The organism is Paraburkholderia sp. J10-1, assembly GCF_905220165.1.
Taxonomy (GTDB): domain Bacteria; phylum Pseudomonadota; class Gammaproteobacteria; order Burkholderiales; family Burkholderiaceae; genus Paraburkholderia.
Genome location: NZ_CAJMYW010000006.1, coordinates 169101 through 193589, shown reverse-complemented (window position 1 = coordinate 193589; position 24489 = coordinate 169101). Strand labels below are relative to the sequence as shown.

Below are 24489 nucleotides of genomic sequence, written 5' to 3'. Positions count from 1 at the left end.
GCGAACGGCCGCACGCGCGGCGTGCCTGCTATTGCGCGCCACGTGCTCTGGCATGAACGAGGTATGAGGAATTCATCGATGAAACGACGAGCATTTATTTCCGGCGCGTTGAGCGCCGCCACCGCGACCCTGTTCGCGCGCCGCGTATTCGCGCTAGGTGCGGACGATGGCATGCACGCGATGCACGGCATGTCGGATATGCCATCGATGTCGGGCGCCATGATGCAGGCGCAAACGCCGCTAGCCGCTGCCGATGCGTTGCCCGCCGGCGCGCCGCTTGCCGCGCTGCGCACGCTTGCCAATCAGAGCCGCGAGCCGGGCCAGTTTCGCGCGACGCTGATCGCGCAGCCGGCTGCACGTGCGCTGCTGCCCGGAAAACCGCAAACGGTCTTCTGGCAATACGACGCGCTCGGCGCGGGAGCCGCGACGGAAAACGACGGGCCCGTCATCGGTCCGTTGATCGACGTGCGCGAGGGCGATACCGTCGAAATCACTTTCGTGAACCGGCTGCCGCAGCCTTCGACAATCCACTGGCACGGCCTGCCCGTGCCGCCCGATCAGGACGGCAATCCGTCGAAACCTGTCGCGCCGGGCGAGCAGCACGTTTATCGCTTCACGCTGCCGCAGGGCAGTGCGGGCACCTACTGGTATCACCCGCATCCCCATATGCTGAGTTCGGAGCAGGTGTTCCGCGGGCTGGCAGGCCCGTTCATCGTGCGCGCCGCGGGCGATCCGCTCGCAGCGTCGTGGCCTGAGCGGCATCTGTTCGTTTCCGACCTGAAGCTCGCGGCAGACGGCACGATTCCCGCGAACAGCATGATGGACTGGATGAACGGCCGCGAAGGCCAGTACGTGCTCGTGAACGGGGCGCGCGAGCCGCACATCGAGGTCGTGCGCGACGAGCGCTGGCGCGTCTGGAATGGCTGTAACGCGCGCTATCTGCAACTCGCCTTCGATGACGGCCGCGCTTTCGCGCAGGTGGGCACGGACGGCGGGCTGCTGGGCGCGCCGCGCGAGGGCGTCACCGCGCTTTTGCTGGCACCGGGCGAGCGCGCGGAGCTGATCGTGCGCGTGGGGCAGGGCGCCTCGCGTGCGTGGCTGATCGCCGCGCAATACGATCGCCACAAGATGGCGATGACACACGGCAGTTTGCCTGCGGGGCCATCGCTGATCCTGGCGAACGTTGGCTTCACACCGGCAGGCGCAACAGCGCAACCGGCGTTGCCGGATCGACTGCGCAAGCTTGCGCCGCTCGTTTCATCAGGTCCGCTAACGATTCCGAAAAAAAGCGTGGTGTTCAGCGAAGCCATGGACATGAAAGCGATGCACGCACCGGGTGCGTCCGCGCAGGCGATGCCGCGCGGCATGCAGTTCATGGTGAACGGAGCGGTCTTCGATCCGGCGCGCGTGACGTTGGCGAGCCGGCGCGGCGAAGTCGAGCACTGGGCGATCGCAAACGGCACGGACATGGATCATCCGTTTCATCTGCACGGGACGCAATTTCAGGTGATGGCGCGCGAGCGTGGCGGCGTGCGCAAGGAAGAGGAACTGCTGGCGTGGCGCGACACGGTGAACGTGCGGCCGGGCGAAACGGTGCACATCGCAACCGTCCAGCACGAGGCGGGCGACCGCATGTTTCATTGCCACATCCTCGAGCACGAGGATCTCGGCATGATGGGCACGTTACGCGTGAGCTAACACTCAAACGTTAAAAAACGATGACGCCAAAAAGAAACCCGGCCGAAGCCGGGTTTCCAAGGTACGGGTACCGAACAGATCAGGCGGCTGCCTGAATGTTCGATGCCTGTTTACCCTTCGGGCCTTGCACGACCTCGAAGCTCACCTTCTGACCTTCTTTGAGGGTCTTGAAGCCATTCATTTGAATAGCCGAAAAGTGAGCGAACAGGTCCTCGCCGCCTTCATCCGGCGTGATGAACCCGAAACCCTTCGCGTCGTTGAACCACTTGACCGTACCGGTTGCCATACCAACTTCCCCTGTAACTCATGTCACTACCACGAGCAGTTCGAAAAGCTAAACGATCGCGGTGCGATCGCCCCCTCCTCACAAGCTCACCAACGGCATTTTTTCGAATTTAAGGCGGTTGAAAAAAGTGCCAGCTTGATTGTTGAGGGTCTTTATTCTGCTGTCAAGAATATTTTGAGACGCTGTTTGACGCGTTGTAAAGAGCGCATTTCCAGGGTTTTTCCTGCTTTTCGCCGACGCTGGGCGCCGGTGCACAAAGTGGTGTGCATGAGCCATCTTGAAAAAGCACGCAAGCGACGCATATGCGATGCACCGCACCATGGAATCTGACACTGAGCGTGCGGGCGCCTACAGTCGCTTCCCACGACAACGTCAAGGTTGTGCGATACTCGATTCAACGGTGGCGTGAAAGCTGCTCAGTGCAGGATTGTGTACCGGCCCCGCAGCCGGTCCAAGGGATCGGGGCCGGGCCAGGGTGCATGAATTGCTTGCAGCGGGTCGCAGGTCGGGAGCGCCGGGTTCACCGGCCGGCCGGTCAGGTTACGGCAGGATTGCGGGCCTGTCCGAGTTGTTTAGAATGGGTGTATGGCGATTATCCCGGACAAGCAGGATTCAACCGTACTGGAGCGGCAGGAGCAAAAGGTCAAACCGCCCTCCATGTACAAGGTCGTGCTAATGAATGACGACTACACGCCGATGGAATTCGTCGTGATGGTCGTGCAGGAATATTTCAATAAGGACCGCGAGACCGCAACGCAGATCATGTTGAAGGTGCATCGCGAGGGCAGGGGCGTTTGTGGGGTCTATACGCGAGACATCGCGTCGACCAAAGTTGAGCAAGTCGTTACCCATGCACGGCAGGCCGGGCATCCGCTGCAGTGTGTGATGGAGGAAGCATGATTGCCCAGGAACTGGAAGTCAGCCTGCACATGGCGTTCATGGAAGCACGTCAGGCACGGCACGAGTTCATAACGGTCGAGCATCTGCTGCTGGCGCTGTTGGACAACCCAACAGCGGCGGAAGTGTTGCGTGCGTGTGCCGCCAATATCGAAGACCTGCGACAGAACCTGCGCAACTTCATTCACGACAATACGCCTACGGTTCCCGGCACGGATGACGTCGATACGCAGCCGACGCTCGGGTTCCAGCGCGTGATCCAGCGCGCGATCATGCACGTCCAGTCCACTTCCAACGGCAAGAAGGAAGTGACGGGCGCGAATGTGCTGGTCGCCATCTTCGGCGAGAAGGATTCGCACGCGGTGTACTACCTGCAGCAGCAGGGCGTCACGCGTCTGGACGTCGTGAATTTCATTTCGCACGGTATCGCGAAGACGGGCAGCGGCGAAGCAGCCAAGGCCAGCGACGCGAACGCCGAAGCCGAAGACGCCGCCGGCCAGAAGGAAACCCCGCTCGCCCAGTTCACGCAGAACCTGAACCAGATGGCGAAGGACGGCCGGATCGATCCGCTCATTGGTCGCGAACTGGAAGTGGAGCGCGTGGTGCAGGTGCTGTGCCGCCGCCGCAAGAACAATCCGCTGCTCGTGGGCGAGGCCGGTGTCGGCAAGACCGCGATCGCGGAAGGGCTCGCCTGGCGCATCACGCGCGGCGAAGTGCCGGACATTCTCGCAGACGCCCAAGTCTACTCGCTCGATATGGGTGCACTGCTTGCGGGCACGAAGTATCGCGGCGACTTCGAGCAGCGCCTCAAAACGGTGCTCAAGGAACTGAAAGAACGTCCGCACGCCATTCTGTTCATCGACGAAATTCATACGCTGATCGGTGCAGGCGCCGCGTCGGGTGGCACGCTCGATGCGTCGAACCTGCTCAAGCCGGCGCTCTCGTCGGGCACGCTCAAGTGCATTGGCGCGACGACGTTCACGGAATACCGCGGCATCTTCGAGAAGGACGCGGCGCTGTCGCGGCGCTTCCAGAAGGTCGACGTGGTCGAGCCGACTGTCGAGCAGACCGTGGCGATCCTGCGTGGCCTGAAGTCGCGCTTCGAAGAGCACCACGGCGTGAAGTATTCGTCGGGCGCCCTGAACGCGGCCGCTGAACTGTCGGCACGCTTCATCACCGACCGTCACTTGCCCGACAAGGCAATCGACGTGATCGACGAAGCGGGCGCGGCCCAGCGCATCCTGCCGAAGTCGAAGCAGAAGAAGACCATCGGCAAGAGCGAGATCGAAGAGATCATCTCGAAGATCGCGCGCGTGCCGGCGCAAAGCGTCTCGCAAGACGATCGCAGCAAGCTGCAAACGCTCGACCGCGACCTGAAGGCCGTGGTGTTCGGCCAGGATCCGGCTATCGATGCGCTTTCGGCTTCGATCAAGATGGCGCGCGCGGGTCTCGGCAAGACGGACAAGCCAATCGGCTCGTTCCTGTTCTCGGGCCCGACCGGCGTCGGCAAGACCGAAGTGGCGCGCCAGCTCGCGTTCACGCTCGGTATCGAGCTGATCCGCTTCGACATGTCCGAGTACATGGAGCGCCATGCGGTGAGCCGTTTGATCGGCGCGCCGCCGGGCTACGTCGGGTTCGACCAGGGTGGTCTGCTGACCGAAGCCGTCACGAAGAAGCCGCACTGCGTGCTGCTGCTCGACGAAATCGAGAAGGCGCACCCGGACATCTTCAACGTGCTGCTGCAGGTCATGGACCATGGCACGCTGACCGACAACAACGGCCGCAAGGCGGATTTCCGCAACGTCATCATCATCATGACGACGAACGCGGGCGCCGAGGCGATGAACAAGTCGACGATCGGCTTCACGACCCGGCGCGAGCAGGGCGACGAGCTGGCCGATATCAAGCGCCTGTTCACGCCGGAGTTCCGCAACCGGCTCGATCAGACGATCAGCTTCCGTGCGCTCGATGAGGAAATCATCATGCGCGTGGTCGACAAGTTCCTCATGCAACTGGAAGACCAACTGCACGAGAAGAAGGTCGACGCGGTCTTCACCGACGCACTGCGCAAGCATCTGGCAAAGCATGGCTTCGACCCGCTCATGGGCGCGCGGCCGATGCAGCGCCTGATCCAGGACACGATCCGCCGTGCGCTCGCCGACGAACTGCTGTTCGGCAAGCTCATGAACGGCGGCCGCGTGACCGTGGACGTCGATGCGGACGACAAGGTCCAGCTCACGTTCGACGAGCAGCCGGCGCCGCGCAATCCGGAAGCGGTGGAAGTGGAGTAAGCGGCAGCGCGAAAGCGCGCACAGAGCCTTCAGGCAAGACGGCGCAGTCCGAAAGGACTGCGCCGTTTTTTCTTTTGGGCTGGCTGGCCGGTTCAGGTGTTGCGCCATGCCGTGCAAGTGGCCGAGCCGTCAGCCGGTAAAATACGCATTTGTCCCGCCGTCGGCGTTTTCTTGATGCGCAGCGCTTCAGTAGCGCTTCGCGCGAAGCAGGGGTGTAACAGTGGTACCACGTAAATCGGGCGCGTTCGAAGCCATCGTCGAGCGCGAACAAGGGCTGCGCCAGGGCCTGTCCGCCGGGCAGATGACGATGATCGCCATTGGCGGCGCAGTCGGCACCGGGCTCTTTCTCGGCAGCGGCTTTGCGATCTCTTTCGCCGGTCCGGGCGTGCTCATTTCCTACGCGATCGGCGCGCTGATCGCCTTGCTGTTGATGGGCGCACTGGCCGAAATGACCGTTGCGCATCCTGTGGCGGGCTCGTTCGGCGCGTATGCCGAGCACTACATCGGGCCGCTCGCCGGCTTCGTCGTGCGTTACGCGTACTGGTCGGCCTATGTGCTGGCTGTCGGCACCGAGGTCGCGGCGATCGCCGTCTACATGAAGTTCTGGTTTCCCCACGTGCCGGGGCTTTACTGGATCATCGGATTCTCAGCAGCGCTGATCGTTGTGAACGCAATGAGTGTGCGCGCTTATGGCACCATCGAATACCTTTTTTCGAGCCTCAAGATCGCGGCCATCGTGGCGTTCATCGTGCTGGGCGCCTGGTTCGTTTGGCGGGCACCAGCCGGCTCGGGCGTGGGCTTAGCGAACTACACGTCGCACGGCGGATTGCTGCCGCATGGATGGTGGGGCGTGTGGGTGGGCACGATCGTCTCGCTCTTCAGCTACCTCGGGGTGGAGACGATCGCCGTGGCGGCTGCCGAGGCGCAGGACCCGCAGCGCGCCGTCACGCGTGCGTTTCGCGCGACCGTGCTGCGGCTCGTGCTGTTCTATCTGCTCACGCTCGCGCTCATGCTCGCCATCGTGCCGTGGACTCAGGCGGGCGGCAACGAGAGCCCGTTCGTGAAGGTGATGGCCGCGACCGGCGTGCCTTATGCAGCGGGCGCGATCAACTTCATCGTGCTCGTGGCGGCGCTCTCCGCCATGAACAGCCAGCTTTACATCACCACGCGCATGATGTTCAGCCTTTCGCGCGCGGGCTATGCGCCCGCGGCGTTCGGGAGGCTCACGCGCCACGGCGTGCCGACCGCTGCGCTTTCGCTGTCCACTATCGGCATCGCGGTGGCGGCCGTGCTCAACGCACTCTGGCCGCAGGCGGCGTTCACGCTGATGATGTCGATCGCCATGTTCGGCGCGATGTTCACGTGGTTCATGATCTTCGTCACGCAGATCTTTTTCCGCATGCGCCAGGCGCGCGAAGGCGCTGCGCCGCTGGCGTTCCGCATGTGGGGTTTCCCGTTCACGAGCGTGCTGGGCGCGCTGTTGATGCTCGGCATTCTGGCTGGCACGGCCTTTACGCGCGAATTCCGCATGACGCTGGTCTACGGCCTCGCGTTTCTCGCGGTGCTCGTGGTGGTCTATGCGCTCTGGTATCGCCGGCGTCCGGGCGCCGCGCAGCGAACCGAAGCCTCCGTCTAAACGAAAAAAAGCACGCCTTGGCGTGCTTTTTTGTTGTCAGCGCAACCGCTAGGGTTAGTGCTTACCCGTGCTGCCGAAGCCGCCCGCGCCGCGCTCGCTCGCCTCGAAGTCGTCGACGATGTTGAACTGCGCCTGCACGACCGGCACGATCACGAGCTGCGCGAGGCGCTCCAGCGGGTTGAGCGTGAAGGTGGTGTGGCCGCGGTTCCAGGTCGAAATCATCAGTTCGCCCTGGTAGTCCGAGTCGATCAGGCCGACCAGGTTGCCGAGCACGATGCCGTGCTTGTGACCAAGGCCCGAGCGCGGCAGGATCAGTGCCGCGTAGCCGGGGTCGGCCACGTGGATGGCGAGACCCGTCGGCACGAGCTTCGTTTCGCCCGGTTCGAGCGTGATCGGCGCGTCGAGGCACGCGCGCAGGTCGAGGCCGGCGCTGCCCGGCGTGGCGTAGTGGGGCAGCTGGTCGCGCATGCGCTCGTTCAGGATCTTGATGTCGATTTTCATGAAGTCAGGGTGATGGGGCGGTGGTGGTTCGCTCAGGCGCGAGGCAGCTGGAACGCCTCGGCGAGCAGTTCATAGGAGCGCAGACGAGCCTTGTAGCTGCCCGCAACGGTCAGCACGATCAGTTCGTCGGCGCGAAAGTTGTCCTTGATCGCAAGAAGGCGCTCCGTGACGCTCTCCGGCGTGCCGATCACGCTGCGCGGCTTCTCACGGTCGATCACGATCTGCTCGCGCTCGCCGTATTCCTGCGCGCGCCCTTGCTCGAGGCTCGGAATTGGCGCGTTCAGCCCGTAGGCCATCTGCACGCGGCGCAGGTCGACGGCCTTTTCGAGGTCGGCGGCTTCGGCTTCGGTGTCGGCGCAGATCGCGAACACGGCGCACGCGAGATACGGCTTCGCCTCGTGGCCCGGCTTGAAGCGGTCGAGATACGCCTCTGCCACGAGGTGCCCGAAGTGCGCGTTGATGAAGTGCGCGAACGAGAAGCGCAGCCCGAGCTGCGCGGCAAGAATGCCGCCGAAGTCGCTCGAACCGAGCACCCAGAGCTGCGGGCGCGTGTCGATTTGCGGCTGAAGCACCACGCCGTGCGCGAGGTGGTCGGCTGGGAGGTTGCCGTCCATCAGGCCGACGAGATCCTGCACTTGCTGCGTGAACTGGTCGCCGCGGTTGTAGGCGCCCGCAGCCACAGCCTGCGCGGTGCGCATGTCGCCGCCCGGCGCGCGACCGACGCCGAGATCGACGCGTCCCGGAAAGAGCGCCTCGAGCATCATGAACTGCTCGGCGACCTTGAACGGGCTGTAATAGGGCAGCATGATCCCGCCCGAGCCGATGCGGATGCGCTTCGTCACACTGCCAAGGCGCGCGAGCATGACTTCGGGGCTGGGGTTGCACACGCCCAGCAGGCCGTGGTGTTCGGCGCACCAGTAGCGCGTGTAGCCGAGGTCGTCGGCAAGCTGCGCGAGTTCGATGGTAGCGGCGATGGCATCCGCCGCGCTGTGCCCGGCGATGACGGGCGACTGGTCGAGTACGGAAAGCAGTGTCATGGCAGTACTGCTCCTTGCCTGTGTTCGCGGCGCCGCGCGCCGGCACACGGGTGCGCCGGCGCGTGCGTCACGAGATGATGCTCTGGTCGGGCAGACGCCGCGCGATCTCGGCGACGATCGTCTGCGCGAGCGCCTGCTTGGCCGCGCGCGGCAGCGGCGTGCGGCCGGCCGCCTCGAACAGCACGACTTCATTGTCGTCCTGGCCGAAGGTGAGCGGGCCGAGATTGCCGATCAGGAGCGGCACTTTCTTGCGTGCGCGTTTTTCTTCGCCGTGCACGTCGAGATTGCCGCTTTCGGCGGCGAAGCCCACGCAGTACGGCGGATTCGGCAGGGCCGCGACCGAGGCGAGGATGTCCGGGTTCTCGACGAACGTGAACGTCGGCATGCGGTGCTCGGCCGTTTTCTTGATCTTGTGCTCGGCGACATGGTCGACGCGCCAGTCGGCCACAGCCGCCACGCCGATGAAGACATCGGCGTCGGTGGCGGCGCGCATGACCGCGTCGTACATCTGCCGGGCGGTCTGAACGTCTTCGCGATACACGCCCCACGGCGTTTGCAGCGCGACCGGGCCCGCGACCAGATGCACCTCGGCGCCCGCCTGCTGCGCGGCGCGCGCGAGCGCGAAGCCCATTTTGCCGCTCGAACGGTTGGTGATGCCGCGCACGGGATCGAGCGGCTCGAAGGTCGGGCCGGCGGTGATCAGGAGCTTGCGGCCCGCGAGCACCTTCGGCGCGAAGAAGGAGACGATCGCCTCGTACACGGCTTCGGGTTCGAGCATGCGCCCGTCGCCGATCTCGCCGCACGCCTGCGGGCCGGAATCGGGGCCGAGCGTTTCGATGCCGTCCGCGCGCAGCTGCGCGACGTTGCGCTGCGTTGCCGGGTTTTGCCACATCTGCCGGTTCATCGCGGGTACGACGAGCAGCGGGCAGTCGCGCGCCACGCACAGCGTGGAGAGCAGGTCGTCGGCGAAACCGTGCGCGAGTTTGGCGAGGAAGTCGGTGGAGGCAGGCGCGATGACGATGGCGTCGGCCTCGCGTGAGAGGTCGATGTGCGCCATGTTGTTCGGCACGCGCGCATCCCACTGGCTCGTGTAGACGGGGCGGCCCGAGAGCGCCTGCATCGTGACCGGCGTAATGAACTGCGTGGCCGCCTCGGTCATCACGACCTGCACGGTCGCGCCTGCCTTGGTCAGGAGGCGCGTGAGCTCGGCGATCTTGTAGCAGGCAATGCCGCCCGTCATGCCGAGCACGAGGTGGCGGCCGGCCAGTTCGCCTGGGTTTGCAGCGGACGTGTTCAAGTCACAGCTCCTTTAACCGTGCAGCGGGCACGCTCAGCGCGCGCCGCGCACGCGCCGCAGTTCGTCGAACACCAGCAGCGCCGCGCCGATGCAGATCGCGCTGTCGGCCAGGTTGAATGCCGGCCAGTGCCAGCCGCCCACGTGGAAGTCGAGAAAGTCGATCACGTGGCCGTAGAGCAGGCGGTCGATCACGTTGCCGAGCGCGCCGCCCATGATGAGCGCGAGCGCGGTGCAGAAGAGCTTCTGCGTGGCGTGGCGCTTGAGCAGATAGCAGATCACGAGCGCCGCCACCACGCCGAGCGCCGTGAACGCCCAGCGCTGCCAGCCGCCCGCCGCCGACAGGAAGCTGAACGCCGCGCCCTTGTTGTAGACCAGCACGAGGTTGAAGAACGGCGTGATCACGCGGCCTTCGCCGTAGCTGAACACCTTGTTGATGGCGATTTTCGTGAGCTGGTCGGCGAGGATCACGATGACCGCGATGCCCAGCCACGGCGCGAGCGTGCCGCTTGCGCCGTTCGACCGGGTTTGCTTCGGCAGCGTTTTTGCCATTATGCCGCGCTCCGTTTTTCACCGTCGCCGAACAGATTCACGACGCAGCGGCCGCACAGGCCCGGATGCTCCGCGTTCGCGCCGACGTCCTCGCGGTAGTGCCAGCAGCGCTCGCACTTGAGGTACTTCGAGGTGACCACTTCGACGCCTTCCTCCGCTTCGCTTTCCACCTTCACGACTTCCGCCGCCGAGGTGATGAGCACGAACTTGAGGTCGTCGCCGAGCGAGGTGAGGGCGTCGTAACGCGCGCCGCTTGCGAGAATGCGCACTTCGGCTTGCAGCGACGAGCCGATCTGGTTCGCCACACGCGCCTCTTCGAGCGCCTTCGTCACGTTGCCGCGCACTTCGCGCAGCAGCGTCCACTTGGCGATCAGCTCCGGCGCGCCTTCGACGTCCGGGAAGGCGTGGAAGGTTTCGGTGAAGATGGTTTCGCTTTGCGGCTGGAACACCTTCCACGCTTCTTCGGCCGTGAACGAAAGGAACGGAGCGAGGATGCGCAACAGGCTATGCGTGATGTGGTGCAGCGCCGTTTGTGCGCCGCGGCGGGCCTTCGAGTCCGCCGCGCTCGTGTAGAGGCGGTCCTTCAGCACGTCGAGATAGAAGCCGCCCAGGTCTTCCGAGCAGAACGTCTGCAGCTTGGCCACGACCGGGTGGAACTCATAGCGGTCGAAGTGCGAGAGCACGTCGTTTTGCAGCGTGTGCGTGAGCGCGACGGCATAACGGTCGATCTCGAGCCATTCGCTCGCGGGCAGCGCGTGCTTCTCGAAGTCGAAGTCCGACAGGTTCGAGAGCAGGAAGCGCAGCGTGTTGCGGATACGGCGATAGCCTTCCGTCACGCGCTTCAGGATCTCTTCCGAGATGGCAAGCTCCCCCGAATAGTCGGTCGAGGCGATCCACAGACGGATGATTTCCGCGCCCAGGCGGTTCGCCACTTCATGCGGATCGACGCCGTTGCCGAGCGACTTCGACATCTTGCGGCCTTCGCCGTCCACGGTGAAGCCGTGCGTGAGCAGCGCGTTGTAGGGCGGGCGGCCGTCGAGCATCGAAGCCGTGAGCAGCGACGAGTGGAACCAGCCGCGGTGCTGGTCCGAGCCTTCCAGGTACAGGTCGGCCGGGAACTGCAGCTCGTCCTTGTGCGAGCCGCGCAGCACGTGCCAGTGCGTCGTGCCCGAGTCGAACCACACGTCGAGCGTGTCGCGGTTCTTCTCGTACAGGTTCGCGTCGTCGCCGATCAGTTCGCGCGGGTCGAGCGTTTGCCACGCTTCGATGCCCGCCTTTTCCACGCGCTGCGCGACCTGTTCGAGCAGCTCCAGCGTGCGCGGATGCAGTTCGCCAGTTTCCTTGTGCACGAAGAACGCCATAGGCACGCCCCATTGGCGCTGGCGCGAGAGCGTCCAGTCCGGGCGGTTGGCGATCATCGAATACAGGCGCTGCTTGCCCCACGACGGGTAGAACGCCGTCGCCTCGATGCCTTCGAGCGCGGTTTCACGCAGCGTCTTGCCGCCGTCCTTGGGCGTGACGTCCATGCCTGCGAACCACTGCGACGTGGCGCGGTAGATGATGGGCGTCTTGTGGCGCCAGCAGTGCATGTAGCTGTGCAGGTACTTTTCGCTGCGCAGGAGCGTGCCGGCGGCGTCGAGCGCGTCGACGATCTTCGGGTTCGCCGCCCAGATCGAGAGGCCGCCGAAGAGCGGCAGCGACTCGATATAGCGGCCGTCGCCCATCACCGGGCTGATGATGTCCGAGTCGGCCATGTTGTGCGCCTTGCACGACACGAAGTCTTCCACGCCATAGGCGGGCGCCGAGTGCACGATGCCCGTGCCGGTATCGGTCGTCACATAGTCGCCGAGATAGATCGGCGAGGTGCGCTTGTAGCCCGGGTGCGCCGAGGCGAGCGGGTGGTTGAAGCGCAGCAGCGAGAGCTTTTCGCCCTTCGTCGTGGCGACGATCTTGCCCTCGAGGCCGAATTCCTTCATGCACGCTTCCACGCGCTCGACCGCGAGGATCAGCAGGCCGCGCTGCGTGTCGACGAGCGCGTAGTCGATTTCCGGATGCACGTTCAGCGCCTGGTTCGACGGGATCGTCCAGGGCGTGGTGGTCCAGATCACGATGCCGCCTTCTTCGCGCGGCAGGGCGGCGAGGCCGAACGCGGCCGCCGTTTCAGCCGGCTGCGCGAACGTGAACAGCACGTCGATGGTCGGGTCGGTCTTGTCCTTGTACTCGACTTCCGCTTCGGCAAGCGCCGAGCCACAGTCGAAGCACCAGTTCACGGGCTTCAGGCCCCGGAACACGTAGCCCTTCTCGATGATCTTCGCGAGTGCGCGGATCTCGCCGGCCTCGTTCGCGAAGTTCATGGTCTTGTACGGATTGTTCCAGTCGCCGAGCACGCCCAGGCGCTTGAAGCCCTTCTTCTGCGTCTCGATCTGGCCGGCCGCGTATTCGCGCGCCTTCTGCATCACTTCCTGGGCGGGCAGCGACTTGCCGAACTGCTTTTCGATCTGGATTTCGATCGGCATGCCGTGGCAGTCCCAGCCCGGCACATAGACCGCGTCAAAGCCCGCGAGGTTGCGCGCCTTGACGATCATGTCCTTGAGGATCTTGTTCACCGCGTGGCCGAGGTGGATGTCGCCGTTCGCGTACGGGGGACCGTCGTGCAGGATGAACTTCTTGCGGCCCTTCGAGGCCGCGCGGATCTTCTCGTAGACCTGGTTCTCCTCCCACTCCTTGACCCATTGCGGCTCGCGCTTGGGCAGATCGCCGCGCATCGGGAACGGGGTGTCGAGCAGATTGACGGGGTACTTCGATTCGGACTTCTGCGGCTTGCCGGAGGATGCTTTCTTGTCGCTCATGGTGAGATCACGTGGAATTCGGGGGATGCATGGCGTCAGCGTTGCGGCCGATGCCGCGCAACCGTCGCCTCGGGCGCTGCATGCCGTGCGTTCCGCACGCGGCGCCTGGGGGCGGGGCAGCCCGCGCATGCGGGCCGCAGGTCACCTAATTCGGTCGGTGGCCGAGGTGGCGAAGCCGGTGGAGGCGCCGCCGGCCACGCTGGCGCCCGCGGCGGCGAACCACGCGCGGGTGTTCGCCACGTCGCGGGCGATCGCGGCGGTGAGCGTTTCGAGGTCGGGAAACTTCTCCTCGTCGCGCAGTTTCTTGAGAAACTCGACGCGCACGAGCTTGCCGTAGGCGTCGCCGTGCCAATCGAGCAGATGCACTTCGAGCAGCACGCGGCCCGAGTCGTCCACGGTCGGGCGCAGGCCGAGGCTCGCGACGCCGGGCAGCGGGTGGTCGGCGATGCCATGCACCATCACGACGAAAATGCCCTTGAGCGCCGGCCGCTTGTGGCCGATCAGCAGGTTCATCGTGGGGAAGCCGAGGTCGCGGCCGAGCTTCAGGCCATGCGTGACGTGCGCGCTGATGTGATAGCCGCGGCCAAGCGAGGCGCGCGCGGCGTCGAGGTCGCCCGCGTGCAGTTGCGCGCGCACGGCGGAGCTGGAAATGCGCACGCCCGACGGGTCGGCCACGGTCGCCATCTGTTCGACTTCGAAGCCGTACTGCGCGCCCGCGGCCTGCAGCGAGGCGAAGTCGCCCGCGCGCTTCGCGCCATAGCGGAAGTCGTCGCCGATCATCATCCAGCGCGCGTGCAGGCCGCCCACGATGATGCGCTCGACGAACGCCTCGGGCGACTGGCTCGCGAACGTGTGGTTGAAATGCTCGACCACGACGCGGTCCACGCCGTTTTCGCGCAGCGCCTCGAGCTTGTCGCGCAGCATGGCGATGCGCGGCGGGGCGCTGGCCGGGTTGAAGAACTCTCGCGGATGCGGCTCGAAGGTCATCACGCAGACGGGCAGGCCGCGCGCGTCGGCCGCCGCGCGCACGCGCGCGAGCAATGCCTGATGCCCGCGGTGGACACCGTCGAAATTGCCGATGGTCAGCGCGCAGGGCGCGCGGCTTTCGGCATTGGGAAGACCGCGGAAGACTCTCACGATAGCGGAACCTGGTGGAACCTCAAAAAGCGCGCTGGCGCAGCGCGCGTGCTAAGGACCTTCTGACTTGGCCATTCGCGGCCCAAAGACCGCGACGAAACAGAAGATTATAAACGCACGAGGCGACGATCGCCGCCGCACGAGCGTCGAGCAGGCCCCCCGATGATAAAATCCGCGGATGAAAAATCTCGTCATCCTGATTTCGGGGCGGGGCAGCAACATGGAAGCCATCGTGCGCGCTTGCGCGCAGGAGGCTTGGGGCGCGCGCATCGCCGCCGTGATTGCCAACCGTCCTGACGCCGCGGGCCTCGCGTTCGCGGCTTCAAACGGCATTGCCACGGCGGTCGTCGATCACCGCCAGTTTCCCGATCGCGCCAGCTTCGATACGGCGCTCGCTCAAGTTATCGACGGCTATGCGCCGGACCTCGTCGTGCTGGCGGGTTTCATGCGTGTGCTGACCGAATCGTTTGTCGGCCATTATGCGGGTCGGATGCTCAATATCCATCCCTCGCTGCTGCCGATGTTTCCGGGCCTGAAGACGCACCAGCAGGCGCTCGACGCGGGCTGCCGCGTGCACGGCGCGACGGTGCATTTCGTGACGCCCACGCTGGATCATGGCCCGATCGTCGCGCAGTCGGTGGTGCCGGTGCGCGCGGGCGACGACGCCGCGGCGCTCTCCGCGCGCGTGCTCAAGACCGAACATGTAATGTATCCGCGCGCAGTGCGCTGGTTCGTCGAAGGGCGCCTCGCGCTCGACGGCGAACGCGTGACGCTCACGCCGGCCGAGCCACAGTGGCTCTTCTTTGACGACTCGCAAGCCGCCGGGGAGGGCGCATGAGACTGCATGGTTTTCTGATTGGACAGACTGAAACGTTGCTCGCCGACGTCCTCAAATTCACGGGCCCGGCCGACGCGGTGACGAGCCGTTTCTTCCGCGAGCATCCGAAGCTCGGCCACGCCGAGCGCGGCGTGATCGCCGAAGCCGTGTTCGCCGTGCTGCGCCGGCGCATGGAGTTCGCGCACCTGGCCGAAAGCGGCTCGGGCAGCCCGACGCGCCGCCTCACGCTGCTTGGCCTCATGGCGACGGCGGGCCGCTCGGCGATCCGTCCGTTCGTTTCCGACGCCGAGGCCAGCTGGCTCGAGCATGTTTCGAAGATCGACCCGGCGAGCCTGCCGCAGCGCGTGCAGCTGAATCTGCCGGAGTGGATCATGAAGGCGCTGGAAACGCGCTTCGAGCCGGCCGAACTCGCACAACTGGCCGCCGCGCTGAATTACCCGGCGCCGCTCGATCTGCGCGCCAATCCCATTAAGGCGAACCGCGAGGAACTGATCCGTGCGCTGTCCGCTTCGGGCATCGAAGGCGGCGAAACGCCGTTCGCGCCGTTCGGCGTACGTGTGACGGGCAAGCCCGCGCTCTCGAAACTCGACGCGTTCAAGGACGGCTGGTTCGAGGTGCAGGACGAAGGCAGCCAGCTGCTGTGCACGCTGCTCGCGCCGCGCCGCGGCGAGATGGTCGTGGACTTCTGCGCGGGCGCGGGCGGCAAGACGCTGGCGCTCGGCGCGATGATGCGCTCGACGGGCCGGCTCTACGCCTTCGACGTGTCCGACCGGCGCCTTGCCAAGCTCAAGCCGCGTCTCGCGCGCAGCGGCCTGTCGAACGTCAATCCGGTGCTGATCGACAGCGAGCACGACGCCAAGATCAAGCGACTGATCGGCAAGATTGACCGCGTGCTCGTGGACGCGCCGTGCTCGGGCCTCGGCACGCTGCGCCGCAACCCCGACCTCAAGTGGCGCCAGTCGCCCGAGTCGATTGCCGAGCTTGCGCCCAAGCAACTGTCGATTCTCACGAGTGCCGCGCGCCTGCTCAAGCGCGGCGGCCGTCTCGTCTACGCGACCTGCAGCATTCTCGACGCCGAGAACGAAGCGGTCGTGAAGCAGTTCCTCGAGGCGCACCCCGACTACGTGCTGGTGAGCGCGCGCGACGTGCTGGCCGAGCAGCGTGTGGGCCTCGACACGGGCGACTACCTCTCGCTGTGGCCGCACCGCCACGCCACCGACGGTTTCTTTGCCGCCGTGCTGGAACGGCGCGGCGATGCGAAGCCGAAGACGAAGGCGGCCGGCGCGCAGACCACGCCTGAAGAAGCCGCGGCGGTGCAGGAAACGTCCGACGCAATCGCGAAGGCGCAGGAAAGCGAAGCCGCCGAGCCGGACGCCGCGCTGGAGTAAGCGCTCGGCAGGCAGCCGCGATGCGGGACCGTCCGGCCTACACAGGCCGGGCGGTCCGAGATAGCGGGTACGCGAGGTCGTGCCGCGTCACGGCTGACCCCTCGTTGCGTATTGGCGACACCGTCAGGCAGGCGGTATTCAGGTTGGGATGTGGATGTGGCATCGAGACCTGATTCCCGACGACCATCGCATCCCATTGAATTTTCGCGCGACGCCACCCAACTTGAGCCAGAATTCTGGTTAGAAGGCGCGGAACATGGGATCGCGATACCGCTGCTCAACGCGAGGTGCGGATTGCAGTGAAAGATTAGATGGGGACAGATACTTCGGAAAGGGCCGGTTGGGGTGCGGCAAAGCGCCTCAAAACGTCCTTCAGACGTTGACGCCGTAACCATTAAAGAAAAAAATCTTCCTTTGTTACAAACACTTGGAACGGTTCTAGTAGAATGCCGTCCAACGCATCTAGTCGCTTTCACTTTCTTGACACCGGCGCCGGGCTGAAAGGCCGACGCGCTTCGCTTCACAGGTAAATGCCTTGTTGAACTCCCTGCTTGATTTCCTCGCCCACGGCGTGCTCCATTTCTCGTGGTGGCAGATCGTGCTGTTCGCGGCGGTGGTCACCCATATCACGATTATCGGCGTGACGGTGTACCTGCACCGCTGCCAGGCGCACCGCGCGCTGGACCTGCACCCCATTGCGAGCCACTTCTTCCGTTTCTGGCTGTGGATGACCACGGGCATGCTCACGGGCCAGTGGGCGGCGATTCACCGCAAGCACCACGCCAAGTGCGAAACGGAAGAAGATCCGCACAGCCCGCAAACGCGCGGCATCTGGAAGGTGCTGCTCGAGGGCGCCGAACTCTATCGCGCCGAAGCGAAGAACGAAGAAACGCTGCGCCGCTTCAGCCACGGCACGCCCAACGACTGGATGGAGCGCAACGTCTATACGCGCTACCCCATTCTCGGCGTGAGCATCATGATGGTGATCGACGTCGCGCTGTTCGGCGCGGTCGGCCTGACCGTGTGGGCCGTGCAAATGGCGTGGATCCCGTTCTGGGCCGCTGGCGTCGTGAATGGCCTCGGTCACTTCTGGGGCTACCGCAACTTCAATTCGTCCGACGCAAGCACGAACCTTCTTCCGTTCGGCATCATCATCGGCGGCGAGGAACTGCACAACAACCACCACACGTTCGCGACTTCCGCGAAGCTCTCGAACAAGTGGTACGAGTTCGACATCGGCTGGATGTACATCCGCATGATGCAAGCGGTGGGTCTTGCCAAGGTGAAGAAGGTCGCGCCCACGCCGCGCCTGACCAAGGGCAAGCTGGTGCCGGATCACGAAACGCTGCAGGCCGTGCTGTCCAATCGCTACGAAGTGATGGCGCGTTACGGCAAGGCCGTGAAGCAGGCGTACCGCCAGGAACTCGCGCACCTCAAGGAAGTGGGCGAGCGCGAGAAGTACAAGGTCATGCGTGGTGCACGCAAGTGGTTCGACAAGGAAGAAGCCAGCCTGAACGAGCCGCAGAAGCGCCAGCTTCCGCAAATTTTCGCGAACAGCCAGAAGCTGCGCACGTACATCGAACTGCGCAACGAACTGGCCGCAATCTGGGAACGTTCGAGCGCCTCGCGCGAACAACTGCTCACGCAGCTCCAGGATTGGTGCCATCGCGCTGAACAAAGCGGTATCAAGGCGCTGCAGGAATTCGCGTCGCGTCTGCGCCGTTACGCCTGATTGGCCTCATCGTCCGGAGGGGATTTTGGCCCCTCAGTAGGGCGTAAGAAAATCCTTTAGAATGACGAGACGTCACAAAACCCCGCGCTGGCGGGGTTTTTCTTTTTGGGCCGCAAAAAAGCCGGAGTCCCCACAATGGCTTCAATGGCGCGGCGATCGGTAGGGGCAGGAGATCATGAGTCAGGCAATCAGGAAGGTCGAATACGACCGGCCGCAGGGTGCCGTCTGCAGCGTTGGACAGGCTTGGGCGCGCGTGCCCGACGCACCGTCCACGGCAGAGCGCGTTGCATTGAAGGAGCGGATTCGCGCGTTGCTCAAGCGCGAGAAGGCGGTGCTCGTCGCGCACTATTATGTGGACCCCGAATTGCAGGAGCTCGCCGACGAAACGGGCGGCTGCGTGGCCGATTCGCTCGAGATGGCGCGCTTCGGCCGCGACCACGAGGCACAGACGCTCGTCGTGGCGGGCGTGCGCTTCATGGGTGAGACGGCGAAGATTCTGAGTCCGAACAAGCGCATTCTCATGCCCGATCTCGATGCGACCTGTTCGCTCGATCTCGGCTGCCCGATCGACGAATTCTCCGCGTTTTGCGATGAGCATCCGGACCGTACCGTCGTCGTTTATGCGAACACGAGTGCGGCTGTGAAGGCGCGTGCGGACTGGATGGTCACGTCGTCCATCGGCCTCGAGATCGTCGCCGACCTGCACGCCAAGGGCGAAAAAATTCTGTGGGCGCCGGACCGCCACCTGGGCAGCTACATCCAGAAGAAGACCGGCGCGGACATGTTGCTGTGGCAGGGCTCGTGCCTCGTGCACGACGAGTTCAAGGGCATCGAGCTCGATCTGCTGCGCGCGGAATACCCGGACGCAAAGATTCTCGTCCACCCCGAATCGCCGGAAGGGGTCGTTGCGCTTGCGGATGTGGTCGGCTCGACCACGCAGCTGATCGACGCCGCCGTGAAGCTCGACGCGCAGCGCTTCATCGTCGCGACCGATTTAGGCATCCTGCACAAGATGCGTCTCGCGGCGCCGGGCAAGACCTTCATCGAAGCGCCCACGGCCGGCAACAGCGCCACCTGCAAGAGCTGCGCGCATTGCCCGTGGATGGCCATGAACGGCCTCGCGAATCTCGCCGACGTGCTCGAGCGCGGCCACAACGAGATTCACGTCGACACCGCGATCGGTGAACGCGCGCGTCTGCCGATCGACCGCATGCTGGCGTTCGCGGCGGAGCACAAGCGCCGCGTGCAGGCGAGCGGCGACCTTGCGCGCGACACCGCGTTGTTCTCGCAAGTGGGGGCGGCGTAAATGGGTGCACTCGAATTGCTCGCAGTCGATGCCGTTTCGCCCGTGCTCGATGAAGTGCGCGCGCAGTACGGCGCAGCGTTCGACGCCGCGATCGTGCGCAATGTGGCCGACGCGCTAGAGGAAGACGTAGGCCCTGGCGACCAGACCGGCCGCCTCGTGCCCGCCGACGAAATGCGCGACGCACGCATCATCGTGCGCGAAGAGGCCGTGCTGTGCGGCGTGCTCTGGTTCGACGGCGTAGTGAAGCAGGTCGATCCGCGCATCGAGGTGCGCTGGCATTATCGCGAAGGCGACCGCATGGCCGCCGACACGACCGTTTGCTCGCTGCGCGGTCCGGCGCGCTCGCTGCTCACGGCCGAGCGCAACGCGATGAACTTCCTGCAACTTCTTTCGGGCGTGGCGAGCGTGACGCGCCGCTATGTCGACATGATCGCGCATACGAGCACGCGTATTCTGGACACGCGCAAGACGCTGCCCGGCCTGCGCCTCGCGCAGAAGTACGCAGTGCGCGTGGGCGGCGGCGCAAACCAGCGCCTCGCGCTTTACGACGGCATCCTGATCAAGGAAAACCACATCGCGGCAGCGGGCGGCGTGGACGCGGCAATGGACGCTGCGCTCGCGCTCGATGCGGGCGTGCCGATCCAGATCGAAGTCGAGACGCTCGAACAGCTCGAAACGGCGCTCGCGCACGGCGCCAAATCGGTCCTGCTCGACAACTTCTCGTTCGACATGATGCGCGACGCGGTGAAGCTCACGGCGGGGCGCGCAGTGCTCGAAGTCTCGGGCGGCGTGAACTTCGACACGGTGCGCACGATCGCGGAAACGGGCGTGGACCGGGTGTCGATCGGCGCTTTGACGAAAGATGTGCGCGCGACGGACTTTTCGATGCGCATTGTCTGAATCGGCAAATGCGTTGAGCTGAACCGAAACGAAAAGGCCGCCTCGCGATGAGGCGGCCTTTGTTTTTGCGGCGCGCTTGCTACGTAGGTCTTAAGAAACCGTGCGATTGCGTACGCGCTCCGGTGCGAGCACGGTCGGCAGCGCCTTGGGCAGCGAGTTCTGCCAGTCGCGGCTGTAGTGCAGGCCGCGGCTCTCGCGGCGCGAGCGCGCACTTTCCACGATCAGCGAAGCGACTTCGACGAGGTTGCGCAATTCGAGCAGGTCGCGCGTGACGCGGAAATTCGCGTAGTACTCGAGAATTTCATCGCGCAGCAGGGCGATGCGATGCTGTGCGCGCTCGAGCCGCTTGTCGGTGCGCACGATGCCGACGTAATTCCACATCAGCCGGCGCAGCTCGTCCCAGTTGTGGGCAACGACGACTTCTTCGTCGGAATCGGAAACGCGGCTTTCGTCCCAGTCGGGCAGCGGTGCATGCGCGCCAGCGCTGAAGCCTTCTTCCTCAATCGCCTCGGCCGCCGAGCGGCCGATCACGAGGCACTCCAGCAGCGAATTGCTCGCGAGCCGGTTCGCGCCGTGCAGGCCGGTGTACGAGGTCTCGCCCACGGCGTACAGGCCCGCGAGATCGGTGCGCCCGGCCAGATCGGTGACGACGCCGCCACAGGTGTAGTGCGCGGCGGGCACGACCGGAATCGGCTCCTTCGTGATGTCGATGCCGAACTCGCGGCAGCGCGCGAGGATGGTCGGGAAGTGCTCTTCAAGAAACGCCGGCGGCTGATGGCTGATGTCGAGATGCACGCAGTCGATGCCGTGCTTCTTGATCTCGAAGTCGATCGCGCGGGCGACGATGTCGCGCGGCGCCAGTTCGGCACGCTCGTCGTGCTCGGGCATGAAGCGCGTGCCGTCGGGCAGGCGCAGCACGCCGCCTTCGCCGCGCACGGCTTCCGAAATCAGGAACGACTTGGCATGCGGATGGAAAAGGCAAGTGGGGTGGAACTGGATGAACTCCATGTTCGCCACGCGGCAGCCCGCGCGCCATGCCATGGCGATGCCGTCGCCGGTGGCCGTGTCGGGGTTCGTCGTGTAGAGGTAGACCTTGCCCGCGCCGCCCGTGGCGAGCACCGTGTGCGGCGCCTGGATCGTCACCGTGCGGTCGTTCTTCAGATCGAGCGCATACAGTCCGTGGCAGCGACGGCCCGGCAGTCCCAGACGGTCGGACGTGATGACGTCGATTGCCTGATGGTCTTCGAGGATCGTGATGTTCGGGTGCGAGCGGGCGCGCTCGAGCAGCGTTTGCACGACCGCGTGGCCGGTGGCGTCGGCAGCGTGGATGATGCGGCGATGGCTGTGGCCACCTTCGCGCGTGAGGTGAAAGCCGAGTTCGGCGGCGGCGTCCTTCGTGAACGGCACGTCCTGGGCGATCAGCCATTCGATCGCCTCGCGGCCATGCTCGACGATGTAGCGCGTGGCCGCCTCGTCGCACAAGCCACCGCCGGCGACGAGCGTATCGTCCACGTGGTTCTCCACGCTGTCGGCCGAGTCGAGCACGGCGGCAATGCCGCCTTGCGCGCGGTCGCTCGCGCCTTCGGTCATCGCGCGCTTGGCGATGATGACCACACGACGCGAGTCGGCGAGATTCAGCGCGACGCTCAGTCCTGCGAGGCCGCTGCCGACGATCGCTACATCGAAATTCATGATCCTGCTTCTCCGTCTCTCTTGTTCTACGCATTCCGGCCGGCGCATTTGCCGCGGTCCTGCGCCGTCGCGGACGTATGACACGCGTGTGGCAGCCGGTATAAAGCGGGAAGCATACTCCGAGAGACGAGCGAAGGGGTAGCGGCAGTTTGGGCGCTGCAGTTAAAACACCTTTGCACGGCGCGAACCTAGGCGCGGTGGTGTCCAGGACCGGCGCGCAAAAAGAAAAACCCCGCTAAAAAGCGGGGTTTTTCTGTCTTCGTCAGGCTCGAAACCGATCAATTACTTGATCTTGGTTTCCTTGTACTCGACGTGCTTGCGAACAACCGGGTCGAACTTCTTGATCGACATTTTTTCCGGCATGTTGCGCTTGTTCTTCGTGGTCGTGTAGAAGTGACCCGTGCCTGCGGTCGACTCGAGCTTGATCTTGTCGCGAATACCCTTGGCCATGATTTACTCCTTACAGTTCGCCGCGTGCGCGCAGGTCTGCGAGCACGGAATCGATGCCGTTCTTGTCGATCAGGCGCAGGCCTGCGTTCGAGATGCGCAGACGCACCCAACGGTTTTCGCTTTCAACCCAGAAACGGCGGTTTTGCAGATTCGGGAGGAAACGGCGCTTGGTTTTGTTGTTAGCGTGGGAAACGTTGTTGCCGCTCATCGGCGCTTTCCCAGTGACTTGGCATACACGTGCCATGAGACACTCCTACGGAAATTCTGAGTTCGAGAGCCGCTTAAGTTTCCCAGGCGAGAAATGGCCGGAATAAGAGCGCGCTCACGTATGGATGAGAGACAACCTCGAACCCAGGCCGTATTTCCCCTGGAAGACCTCGATGGGCTTCGGAACAGGGTTGGAAATAGGCAAACCGTGAGTCTAGCAGAAAAATGCCAGGAAAATCAAACACGATTTGCGGATATCGTTGTGCGCTGCCGCGGTTGCTCGCAGTTTCCTGCAGCTGTCCGCGGGTGCCACCACGCGTGCGCGGCCGCCTCAGCTCCAGCCCTGGCGCGCGAAGGAAAACGTCTCGCGCGTGCCAATGACCAGGTGATCGATGAGTTGAACCTCCACGAGCGCCAGCGTTTCGCGCAACACCCGCGTGAGGCGCCGGTCGCTCGCGCTCGGCTGCACCGCGCCCGAAGGGTGATTATGGGCGACGATGAGGCTCGCGGCATTAAGGGTTAGCGCACGCCGCACGATTTCACGAGGATACACCGCCATGCGCGTGAGCGAGCCGCGCGAGCTTTCCTCCGAGCGGATCAGCCGATGGCGCGCATCCAGAAAGAGGCAGACGAACACCTCGTGCGGCCGCCCGCCGATCAAGAGACGCAAATAGTCCTCGACCGCGCCCGGAGAGTCGACGAGCGGCTTGTCGTCGAGCGCTTCGGCGAGCGCGCGCCGCGCAAGTTCGGTCACCGCCTGCAGCATCGAGGCTTTCGCGGGCCCGATGCCGCGCAAGGCCAGGAATTCTTCGCGCTGCGCGTCGAGCATGGCGCGCAGCGATCCGAATTGGGCCAGCAGCGTGCGGGCCACTTCGAAGACATCGTGGCCCGGCAAGCCGGAGCCGAGCAGGATTGCTAGCAGTTCCGCGTCCGATAGCGCGGCCGCGCCCGCCGTGCGCAGCCGCTCGCGTGGCATGTCGCGGCGTCGTGCCGCAGCCCCGCTGTTGCGAACCGGCACCGCAGGCGTAGCCGGCGCGGGAAGGGCGGCGTCGCCTGGGCCGCGCTCCGCGCAACCCAGGCCGTGCGGGCGGCCGGCGAAGGTGCCGGCAATCGTGCTGGGCGCCGTGTCTGGCAGGCAGGCAAGTTCGGTCATGGCAATCTCCACAGACAAATAAGGAGCGCGCGGCGTACGCGAGCGCGGGTGGTGGCAGCGCACAATCGTGCCGCGACCGCCCCGGCCAAGTGGCTTACAATAGATGTTTTCCGGCCGCCCAAGGCAAGCCGGACCGGCGCCTTGCGGCGCGCACGCGCGAAGCGCGCGTTCCGACGAAAAGAGTTACGCATGAGCATCATCGACATCTCCGAAGTGAAACCCGGTTCCCACGTGACGCTGCATTACCGGCTTTCGCTCGCCGATGGCACCGAAATCGTCAATACCTTTGTCGACCGTCCCGCCACTCTGCTGATGGGAGCTGGCCAGCTCGCGCCGCCGCTGGAAGATATTTTGCAGGGCCTGAAGGTGGGGCACCACTCGACCTTTCAGCTAGAACCGGGCGTCGCTTTCGGCCAGCGCAACCCCGACCTGATCCAGCGCGTCTCGCTCAAGACCCTGCGCGAGAACGGCATGATCGGCGAGGAGTTCAGCCCGGGCGACCTGATCGAGTTCAATGCGCCCAACGGCGGCCGCTACGCGGGGGTGCTCAAGGAAGTGAACGAGACCTCCGCGCTGTTCGATTTCAACCATCCGCTCGCTGGCCAGGCGGTTGCGTTCGAAGTGCAAATCATCGGAATCCTTTAA

General features: G+C 64.7%; 21 protein-coding genes. 10 read left to right on the top strand and 11 right to left on the bottom strand.

What is annotated here, in order from left to right:
• The first annotated feature begins 78 nt into the window (after positions 1-78).
• The gene (locus U5A65_RS20480) at positions 79-1698 is read left to right on the top strand and encodes a multicopper oxidase family protein (protein ID WP_321947131.1); all 1620 of its coding nucleotides are present in this window, start codon (positions 79-81) and stop codon (positions 1696-1698) included.
• 79 nt (positions 1699-1777) lie between these two features.
• On the opposite strand, the gene cspD is transcribed toward U5A65_RS20480, so the two are convergent.
• On the bottom strand, positions 1778-1984 hold the full coding sequence (gene cspD, locus U5A65_RS20475) for a cold shock domain-containing protein CspD (RefSeq protein ID WP_017776809.1): 207 nt from the start codon (positions 1982-1984) through the stop codon (positions 1778-1780).
• A 585-nt stretch (positions 1985-2569) separates the two neighbouring features.
• Here cspD and clpS point away from each other — a divergent pair.
• The 3 genes from clpS to U5A65_RS20460 all read left to right on the top strand — a co-directional run bounded on the left by clpS (position 2570) and on the right by U5A65_RS20460 (position 6808).
• A complete protein-coding gene (clpS, locus tag U5A65_RS20470) occupies positions 2570-2884 on the top strand; it encodes an ATP-dependent Clp protease adapter ClpS (protein WP_028213389.1) in 315 nt (104 codons plus the stop codon).
• A complete protein-coding gene (clpA, locus tag U5A65_RS20465; RefSeq protein WP_321913971.1) occupies positions 2881-5172 on the top strand; it encodes an ATP-dependent Clp protease ATP-binding subunit ClpA in 2292 nt (763 codons plus the stop codon). Before clpS ends, clpA begins: the two co-directional genes overlap by 4 nt.
• A 220-nt stretch (positions 5173-5392) precedes the next feature.
• Entirely contained in the window at positions 5393-6808 is a 1416-nt protein-coding gene (locus U5A65_RS20460) for an amino acid permease (RefSeq protein WP_321935096.1), read from the top strand.
• A gap of 54 nt (positions 6809-6862) precedes the next feature.
• Here U5A65_RS20460 and dut read toward each other — a convergent pair whose 3' ends face one another.
• From dut to U5A65_RS20430, 6 genes are all read right to left on the bottom strand, one after another.
• On the bottom strand, positions 6863-7309 hold the full coding sequence (gene dut, locus U5A65_RS20455; protein WP_028205273.1) for a dUTP diphosphatase: 447 nt from the start codon (positions 7307-7309) through the stop codon (positions 6863-6865).
• 32 nt (positions 7310-7341) lie between these two features.
• Complete coding sequence (locus tag U5A65_RS20450; protein WP_321913969.1) at positions 7342-8346, bottom strand: LLM class flavin-dependent oxidoreductase; 1005 nt, start codon at positions 8344-8346, stop codon at positions 7342-7344.
• Positions 8347-8413: 67 nt separating this feature from the next.
• Positions 8414-9643, bottom strand: a complete 1230-nt coding sequence (gene coaBC / locus U5A65_RS20445) for a bifunctional phosphopantothenoylcysteine decarboxylase/phosphopantothenate--cysteine ligase CoaBC (protein WP_321935098.1) — start codon at positions 9641-9643, stop codon at positions 8414-8416.
• Positions 9644-9676: 33 nt separating this feature from the next.
• Positions 9677-10192 (bottom strand): signal peptidase II, encoded by a 516-nt coding sequence (gene lspA / locus U5A65_RS20440; RefSeq protein WP_321913967.1) that lies wholly within the window; start codon positions 10190-10192, stop codon positions 9677-9679.
• Positions 10192-13041 carry an isoleucine--tRNA ligase gene (gene ileS / locus U5A65_RS20435; protein ID WP_321947129.1) on the bottom strand — a complete coding sequence of 950 codons (2850 nt, stop codon included), beginning with the start codon at positions 13039-13041 and terminating at the stop codon, positions 10192-10194. Before ileS ends, lspA begins: the two co-directional genes overlap by 1 nt.
• A 141-nt stretch (positions 13042-13182) precedes the next feature.
• Positions 13183-14178 carry a bifunctional riboflavin kinase/FAD synthetase gene (locus U5A65_RS20430; protein ID WP_321913965.1) on the bottom strand — a complete coding sequence of 332 codons (996 nt, stop codon included), beginning with the start codon at positions 14176-14178 and terminating at the stop codon, positions 13183-13185.
• A gap of 178 nt (positions 14179-14356) precedes the next feature.
• Between U5A65_RS20430 and purN the strand changes: the two genes are divergently transcribed.
• The 5 genes from purN (at position 14357) to nadC (ending at position 20342) form a co-directional block, all read left to right on the top strand.
• On the top strand, positions 14357-15016 hold the full coding sequence (purN, locus tag U5A65_RS20425; RefSeq protein WP_321935100.1) for a phosphoribosylglycinamide formyltransferase: 660 nt from the start codon (positions 14357-14359) through the stop codon (positions 15014-15016).
• Positions 15013-16404: an RsmB/NOP family class I SAM-dependent RNA methyltransferase gene (locus U5A65_RS20420; RefSeq protein ID WP_321913963.1), complete on the top strand. Its 1392-nt coding sequence runs from the start codon at positions 15013-15015 to the stop codon at positions 16402-16404. Before purN ends, U5A65_RS20420 begins: the two co-directional genes overlap by 4 nt.
• Positions 16405-16939: 535 nt before the next feature.
• Positions 16940-18136 (top strand): acyl-CoA desaturase, encoded by a 1197-nt coding sequence (locus tag U5A65_RS20415; RefSeq protein ID WP_321913962.1) that lies wholly within the window; start codon positions 16940-16942, stop codon positions 18134-18136.
• A gap of 175 nt (positions 18137-18311) precedes the next feature.
• Entirely contained in the window at positions 18312-19442 is a 1131-nt protein-coding gene (nadA, locus tag U5A65_RS20410) for a quinolinate synthase NadA (protein ID WP_321913961.1), read from the top strand.
• On the top strand, positions 19443-20342 hold the full coding sequence (nadC, locus tag U5A65_RS20405) for a carboxylating nicotinate-nucleotide diphosphorylase (protein WP_321935102.1): 900 nt from the start codon (positions 19443-19445) through the stop codon (positions 20340-20342).
• A gap of 90 nt (positions 20343-20432) precedes the next feature.
• On the opposite strand, the gene nadB is transcribed toward nadC, so the two are convergent.
• The 4 genes from nadB to radC all read right to left on the bottom strand — a co-directional run bounded on the left by nadB (position 20433) and on the right by radC (position 23844).
• On the bottom strand, positions 20433-22034 hold the full coding sequence (gene nadB, locus U5A65_RS20400; protein WP_321913959.1) for an L-aspartate oxidase: 1602 nt from the start codon (positions 22032-22034) through the stop codon (positions 20433-20435).
• A 282-nt stretch (positions 22035-22316) separates the two neighbouring features.
• Entirely contained in the window at positions 22317-22484 is a 168-nt protein-coding gene (rpmG, locus tag U5A65_RS20395) for a 50S ribosomal protein L33 (RefSeq protein ID WP_027817504.1), read from the bottom strand.
• A 10-nt stretch (positions 22485-22494) separates the two neighbouring features.
• Positions 22495-22728 (bottom strand): 50S ribosomal protein L28, encoded by a 234-nt coding sequence (rpmB, locus tag U5A65_RS20390; protein ID WP_027794135.1) that lies wholly within the window; start codon positions 22726-22728, stop codon positions 22495-22497.
• A gap of 294 nt (positions 22729-23022) precedes the next feature.
• Positions 23023-23844 carry a RadC family protein gene (gene radC, locus U5A65_RS20385; protein ID WP_321947127.1) on the bottom strand — a complete coding sequence of 274 codons (822 nt, stop codon included), beginning with the start codon at positions 23842-23844 and terminating at the stop codon, positions 23023-23025.
• A 189-nt stretch (positions 23845-24033) separates the two neighbouring features.
• Here radC and U5A65_RS20380 point away from each other — a divergent pair, with 189 nt between their 5' ends.
• Positions 24034-24489, top strand: coding sequence for an FKBP-type peptidyl-prolyl cis-trans isomerase (locus tag U5A65_RS20380; protein ID WP_201695416.1), 456 nt, complete (start codon positions 24034-24036; stop codon positions 24487-24489).